The organism is Chryseobacterium sp. (genome assembly GCF_041914225.1).
In the GTDB taxonomy this organism is placed as follows: Bacteria; Bacteroidota; Bacteroidia; order Flavobacteriales; family Weeksellaceae; genus Chryseobacterium.
The window spans coordinates 90979-97202 of record NZ_JAYSDT010000011.1 but is presented as its reverse complement, the minus strand read 5'-3'; the positions used below and the strand labels follow the sequence as shown (position 1 = coordinate 97202).

Annotated in this window: 8 protein-coding genes; 4 read left to right on the top strand and 4 right to left on the bottom strand. The window is 37.1% G+C overall.

Going from position 1 to position 6224, the window contains the following annotated elements; all coding sequences use genetic code 11:
• A partial coding sequence (locus tag ACE3RB_RS07525) for an acyltransferase (RefSeq protein WP_374463662.1) occupies nt 1–427 on the bottom strand: 427 nt, incomplete at its 3' end.
• A gap of 53 nt (nt 428–480) precedes the next feature.
• Between ACE3RB_RS07525 and ACE3RB_RS07520 the strand changes: the two genes are divergently transcribed.
• From ACE3RB_RS07520 to ACE3RB_RS07510, 3 genes are read left to right on the top strand one after another with little or no spacing between them, the layout of a single operon-like run.
• Complete coding sequence (locus tag ACE3RB_RS07520) at nt 481–1452, top strand: 3-oxoacyl-ACP synthase III family protein (protein WP_374463661.1); 972 nt, start codon at nt 481–483, stop codon at nt 1450–1452.
• 25 nt (nt 1453–1477) lie between these two features.
• Nucleotides 1478–1711, top strand: a complete 234-nt coding sequence (locus ACE3RB_RS07515; protein WP_047380387.1) for a phosphopantetheine-binding protein — start codon at nt 1478–1480, stop codon at nt 1709–1711.
• Nucleotides 1711–2469: an SDR family NAD(P)-dependent oxidoreductase gene (locus ACE3RB_RS07510; protein WP_374463660.1), complete on the top strand. Its 759-nt coding sequence runs from the start codon at nt 1711–1713 to the stop codon at nt 2467–2469. Before ACE3RB_RS07515 ends, ACE3RB_RS07510 begins: the two co-directional genes overlap by 1 nt.
• Nucleotides 2470–2475: 6 nt before the next feature.
• Here ACE3RB_RS07510 and ACE3RB_RS07505 read toward each other — a convergent pair whose 3' ends face one another.
• From ACE3RB_RS07505 to ACE3RB_RS07495, 3 genes are read right to left on the bottom strand one after another with little or no spacing between them, the layout of a single operon-like run.
• Entirely contained in the window at nt 2476–3630 is a 1155-nt protein-coding gene (locus tag ACE3RB_RS07505) for a glycosyltransferase (RefSeq protein ID WP_374463659.1), read from the bottom strand.
• Nucleotides 3630–4469 (bottom strand): glycosyltransferase family 2 protein, encoded by an 840-nt coding sequence (locus ACE3RB_RS07500; RefSeq protein ID WP_374463658.1) that lies wholly within the window; start codon nt 4467–4469, stop codon nt 3630–3632. The genes ACE3RB_RS07505 and ACE3RB_RS07500 overlap by 1 nt, the downstream gene beginning before the upstream one ends.
• Nucleotides 4469–5011 (bottom strand): acyltransferase, encoded by a 543-nt coding sequence (locus ACE3RB_RS07495; RefSeq protein WP_374463657.1) that lies wholly within the window; start codon nt 5009–5011, stop codon nt 4469–4471. Before ACE3RB_RS07495 ends, ACE3RB_RS07500 begins: the two co-directional genes overlap by 1 nt.
• Nucleotides 5012–5176: 165 nt before the next feature.
• Here ACE3RB_RS07495 and ACE3RB_RS07490 point away from each other — a divergent pair, with 165 nt between their 5' ends.
• Nucleotides 5177–6211 carry an acyltransferase family protein gene (locus ACE3RB_RS07490; protein WP_374463656.1) on the top strand — a complete coding sequence of 345 codons (1035 nt, stop codon included), beginning with the start codon at nt 5177–5179 and terminating at the stop codon, nt 6209–6211.
• Nucleotides 6212–6224: the final 13 nt, after the last annotated feature.

Sequence of the window (6224 nt, the reverse complement as noted above, 5' to 3'; positions counted from 1 at the left end):
AGAGAAACTGTGCAGGGTTTCCGATAAAGACCGTATTGTCAGGCATAGACTGCGATAACACAGAATTAGCTCCCAGAATACAGTTGTTTCCAATCTGTACATCCTGCATGATCACACAATTGAGGCCAATGGTACAGTTATTTCCGATTTTTATTCTTCCGAGGATTCTGGCATCTTCATATCCGGGAAGCCTTCTCAGAAGAGTAGTGGTTCCCCCGTGATTTACAAACCTTACATCCCCGGCAATATTCACATTATCACCAATTTCGATAAGGTAAGGTTCTGTTCCGAAATACACTTTATCAGGCATGTTGAAGTTTTTACCTACTTTCATCCCTCTGTATTTTGCCACTTCAAGACTGGCTCTGTTCAAAAAAGTATGATAGAGAGCGTCTATTTTTAACAAGATTCTGAATATAAAAATCATCACAAGTGTAAATTTGTTTTCGTTACTTTTGCAAAGAAAGAGAATTTATTAATATGATGAAAATTTCAAAAATAGAATATTATCTGCCTCAGCAGGTGTTAACTAACGATGATCTTGAAAAACAGTTCCCCGAATGGAGCTCAGAACGTATCCAGGAGAAAGTAGGCATTTCCCAGCGCCACATCTCTTCTGATAATGAAACCGTACTGGATATGGCCGTACAATCTTCAGAAAAAATTTTCGAAAGCTATGACAGGAACAAAGTAGATTTTATTTTGTTCTGTACCCAGAGTCCTGAATATTTCCTGCCTACAACGGCCTGTATTTTGCAGGACAGACTAGGGCTTAGAAAAAATATCGGAGCCATAGATTTTAACCTGGGATGCTCGGGATTTGTGTACGGACTGGCTTTTGCAAAAGGATTGATCTCTGCAGGAATTGCAAAGAGTATTCTTTTGGTTACTTCAGAAACGTATACCAAACATATTCATCCCGATGATAAAGGAAACCGAAGCATATTCGGGGATGCCTCTGCATCTGCCATTATCGAAAAGGCTGAAGGTAATGATTATCAATTCTGTCTGGGAACAGACGGAAGCGGTGCAGAAAATCTTATTGTGAAGAAAGGGGCTTTCAAAAAAGATTTTGAACTGAATCCTGAACATGAATTCAGTCCGGAAAATATTTATATGAACGGTCCGGAAATTTTTAATTTCACGATTGAGAATATTCCCGGACTGGTAAAAGAAACGCTGGAGGTGAACGGAATGACCATGGATGATATTGACCATTTTGTTTTTCATCAGGCTAATTCTTTTATGCTGAATTATTTAAGAAAGAAAACGAAAATTCCCGCGGAAAAGTTCTATATTGATATGGAAAAAACTGGGAATACAGTTTCTGCAACCATTCCTATTGCTCTTAAAAATATGATGGAAAAAGGAATGCTGAAAGAAGGAGATAAGGTTTTAATGGCAGGGTTCGGAGTAGGGTACTCATGGGGGGCTACCATTATGGAAATTTAAAAACAAACATTTAAAATTATAAAATATGAAAACATCCGTTTTTTTAGAAAAACTACAAGAGGAATTAGAAGAAGATGAAACATTAACTACTGAAACGAATCTGAAATCTCTGGAAAGCTATGATTCTATCAGCTTGCTTTCTGTTATTGCGTTTGTAGACGAAAATTTCAGCAAGAAAATTGATACCAAGCACTTTAAAGATATCGAAACCGTATCAGATTTAATGAATGTTATAGGGAAAGAAAATTTTGAAGATTAATGGATGCTTTCTCATTAAAAAATAAAATTATTCTCATTACAGGCGCTTCTTCCGGAATCGGGAGAAGCTGTTCTGTAGAATGCAGCAAAAGTGGTGCTGATCTGATTCTTGTAGGAAGAAACTATGAAGAACTGATGAAAACCGTCTCCATGCTGGATCCTGAAACAAAAGTGGAAACGATTACCGAAGATATTACCCGGTCTGAAAACCTTGAAACAATCATTGCTGATAAAGTTTCGGCTTTGGGTAAGATATCAGGATTTATACACTGTGCCGGTATCGAAAAAACATTACCGCTAAAAAAACACCATTCTCAACTGTATCAGGACATATTTGCTGTAAATGTCATTGCAGGACTCGAAATTGCTAAAATTTTATCTTTAAAAAAATATAAAGATGAAACCTCCAGTTTTGTATTTATCTCTTCGGTTGCAGGAATGGTAGGAGAGGCAGGGAAAGCTGCATATTCTGCGAGTAAAGGAGCTGTAATTGCCGGGGCCCGTTCATTGGCCATGGAGCTTTCAAGAAGTAATATCCGTGTAAACAGCATAAGCCCTGCAATGGTAAACACTCCGATTTTAGAAAAAATGTTTGAAGATATTGGTGAAGAAGCTTCATCAGAGATCATAAAAAAGCATCCGCTGGGAATAGGTGAACCTAAAGATATAGCGAATGCCTGTATTTTTCTGCTGTCTGATGCCTCAAGATGGGTCACAGGAACCAATCTCGTGATAGACGGAGGATATTCCGCACAGTAGAGTAGTCTATTTTCTGTACAGCGTTTCTATCATATTTTCTACGCTATCAAATATTTTCTTATTGTCAAACTGGCTTTCAATAGTTTTCAGATTCTCCCTGATTTGAAGAACAAGGCCGGGATCCGTAAGGAATTTTTTCATTGCCGAATACATTTCATCGATCTCATAATTGATGAGGTATCCCGTTTCCCGGTCTTTGATCATAAGACCTACATCTCCTACTTCTGTCGCAATAATCGGTTTTTGAAGGATTAATGCTTCGGCAATTACCAATGGCCAGGCTTCAGATTCTGAAGGAAGGATAAAATAGTCCGCCTTTTTGATGTAAGGGTATGGGTTCATCTGATTCCCTGCTAAAATAAATGTTTTTTCAACATTGTTTTTTGCTGTCTGAGCTCTGAGATTCTTCATTTCGTCACCATCACCAATGACAATAATACTGTGATGGAAACCTTCGTTAATAAGCCTTGTATGAGCTTCAATAAGTTTATGGTAGCCTTTTCTTGAATGAAGCCTTCCGATAGATGCAAAGACAGGCCCTTCAGGAAAATTTTCCAGTTTTTCTTCCGCTTTCCGCTTGATCTCTTCAATAGGAATAGGATTGATAATTACACTTTCTGCCGGATAATTGAGATCCGGATAGTGCTGGTGCATCATATCTTTTATCTTGTGAGAACAATATACCATATGATCAAACTGAGGAAAGCTCTTTAAAATATCGGGGACCAGCGGCTGGAATTTTGGAACATTAATTTCAGAATGAAACCATCCTATTTTTTTTGATTTTTTATTGGTAGAATTAAGAATGGCATCGTAATCCCTGTAATCCATACCGATTTCTATATCAAAAGTATCATTGATGAGGCGGTCGGCAATGGCTGGGTTATTTTTCAGCTTTCTCAGCTTCAGTCTTCTTTTAACAAGCTGGAGCTTCTGTAAAATAGAGTTGTCGGAAAAATCTTCTTTCCCATCGGTAAGATATAATTTTCTGATATGTTTCGGAAGTTCATCACGCAATTTCCCCTGATTAAGGGTCAGGCATACCGTCATTTCAAATTTGTCAGGATCAAGGTTATTGAGAAGAGCCAGTAATACTTTTTCTACGCCTCCCATTTCCATGGAACGATGCCTGAACAGAATTTTTATTTTTTTTTCTAACATTATCTGAAGATTGATTGTAAAGTAATTTTTATTTTTTTCTTGATACGGAAAGGGAGCTGGTGCTGGTATTGCAGCAGTCCGAATATTTCATCTGCATTTGTATATTGTTCCGGAACTTTTTCTCCATTAATGGTGATAAGTCCTCTGCGCTTCATGGTATTGAAAATCACCTGGGCAAAATAGTCGTGGGATTTCTTTTTATTGTCATTCTGAGAGATTCCGCCCTGATGTGTTCTATAAAAATAGTTGGTTTCATCAATAAACTGAACTTTCCCTTTTTCATACATTTTAAGGTATAAATCCTGATCTTCCCCTATTTTTAAATTGGGATTCATTTTTTCAGTCTGTTCATAAACTGCTTTTCTGAAAGTCACAAAATGGGCAATCTGAATCGGGAAATTGAAAAAATAAGGATCACCATTCGGCACCTGCATGGCAGATCTGAATGGTGCAATCGGTTTCAGGTTCTGATCACAGGTCATAAATCTTGAGTAGGTAAGAACTATATCTTTTTTAGCCTGGAATACCTCCATACACTTTTGAATGGCTGTAGGGGTAATGGCATCATCAGGATCCAGAAATCCACAGATGTCTCCTTCTGCCAGTTCAATCAGCTTACTTTTTGTGACTCCTACACCGGAATTCTTTTCATTTTCAAAAAATTTAAATCTTTTGTCATTTGAAATCATTTCCTGTATTATTTTCTTTTCATTTTCAACAGAAGCATCATCTAAAATTATGGCTTCCCAGTCTGTATAGGTTTGCTGAAGAATGCTTTCAAAACAGTCTTTGAAAAAAAGAGCATTGTTATAGTGTGCGATAAGGATCGAAAACTTCATTATTGTTCCTTAAATATTAAATCCTGACGATTGATTACAGTAGTGTTAGGCGGAATGTCTTTGTAAATGGTACATCCTGCTCCGATAATACAGTTATCTCCTATGGTAACCCCTTTTAAAACGGTTACGTTACTTCCGAGCCAGCAGTTACTTCCAATTTTGATGGGAGCGGTGGTGAACTCAGAAGAAAACAGCTTAAATTCCGGATGTGTCTGATAAGCATGATTGTGGTCGTAAAGCTTAACATTTTCCCCAAACAGCGTGTTGTCACCTATTGAAATGCTGTCAAGACAATTGATGGAACAGAAATTATTCATGAAAAAATGATTCCCGATTTCTAAAGTCGCATTTTGCTGTACCAGAACGTGTACATAATTTCTGAAACTCACGGAATCCCCGATGGTCATTTTCTTTAAATTTCCGTGCAGAACAAAATGATTGCTGGTCCCAAGCTTTATCCCCTTAAAAGAAACATTAGGGTGTTTTCTGAGACGAGAAATCTGACTTTTCCGTTGAATTTTTGCTAAAATTTCATATAGCATACCTGAATTTATTTTCACATTTGTAGCCTACAAATATAATTTGTTTTACATAATTATAAGAATAAATCTTATTTTTGTGCCTTAAAATTAATACTTTATATCAGATAAACAGCCTGCCGCTTTGAAAGGAGTATCTTTTGATAAAGTAAAGCATTTTGTTTTTCTGTGAAGATAAGTCAGATTACATTTACCCGGTTTGTTGCCGCCATGGCAATCGTTGTTTCCCATTTTAATAAAGATCTGTTTTTATATAAGATAGACTACATTTCCAATCTTTTTCTGAGGGCTAATGTAGGGGTCAGCTATTTTTTTATCCTTTCAGGTTTTATTATGATTATAGCATACCATAAGAAAGACAAAATTGATTATCTGGAATTTTATAAAAACAGGTTTGCCCGGATTTATCCGCTTTATATGCTTGGGCTTTTGCTGTATTTTATGACGCGGTATGAGATGTTCGACTGGTATAAACTGGTTTTATATGGATTGGGCATTCAGAGCTGGATACCCGGAGAAGCCATGATCCTGAATTTCCCGGGATGGTCTATCTCCGTAGAGTTTTTCTTCTATCTGCTTTTTCCGCTTTTATATAATTATTTTTATGCCAGGAAGAATAAAATGATCTGGGTGTTTGCCATTGTTCTCTGGCTGGTTACCCAGGTGTTTTCTAATCTTTACCCCGTGTATGGGGCGTATGAAGGGCCTCATACAAAAAGCCATGAGTTCCTTTACTATTTCCCTTTCTGGCATCTTAATGAATTTCTGATCGGAAACCTTGCGGGGATATTTTTCGTAAAAAATTACAGACAAAAAAATTACGACCGTCAGGTTATTGCAGTTTTTTTACTGATCCTCATATCTCTGATGTTTGTGCCGCTTTTCTACCATAATGGTCTGATGGCCTTACTTTTTGTTCCTGCCATCATCCTGATTTCTGCCAATAACGGCCGGGTTAGCAGATTGTTTTCATTGAAGCCACTGGAGTATCTGGGAGAAATAAGCTATGGCATATACATTACGCATATTCCTGTTCTTTATCTTGTAAGGGAGTTTCTAAAGTCTCAGCAATATACATTCGGTATCGATATGGTATTTGTGATTTACATTGTTGTGATGCTGTTGAGTTCTGCAGTTTTCTACCAGTGTATTGAAAAGCCGATGCGGAATCTTTTAAGAAAGATCCATTTTGCAAAACATTAAATTATTAAACTAA

What these genes read in the sequence shown, in the direction of transcription:
- ACE3RB_RS07520 (WP_374463661.1), top strand. Translation starts at nt 481, where the DNA reads ATGATGAAAATTTCAAAAATAGAATATTATCTGCCTCAGCAGGTGTTA.
- ACE3RB_RS07515 (WP_047380387.1), top strand. Translation starts at nt 1,478, where the DNA reads ATGAAAACATCCGTTTTTTTAGAAAAACTACAAGAGGAATTAGAAGAA.
- ACE3RB_RS07510 (WP_374463660.1), top strand. Translation starts at nt 1,711, where the DNA reads ATGGATGCTTTCTCATTAAAAAATAAAATTATTCTCATTACAGGCGCT.
- ACE3RB_RS07505 (WP_374463659.1), bottom strand. Translation starts at nt 3,630, where the DNA reads ATGTTAGAAAAAAAAATAAAAATTCTGTTCAGGCATCGTTCCATGGAA.
- ACE3RB_RS07500 (WP_374463658.1), bottom strand. Translation starts at nt 4,469, where the DNA reads ATGAAGTTTTCGATCCTTATCGCACACTATAACAATGCTCTTTTTTTC.
- ACE3RB_RS07495 (WP_374463657.1), bottom strand. Translation starts at nt 5,011, where the DNA reads ATGCTATATGAAATTTTAGCAAAAATTCAACGGAAAAGTCAGATTTCT.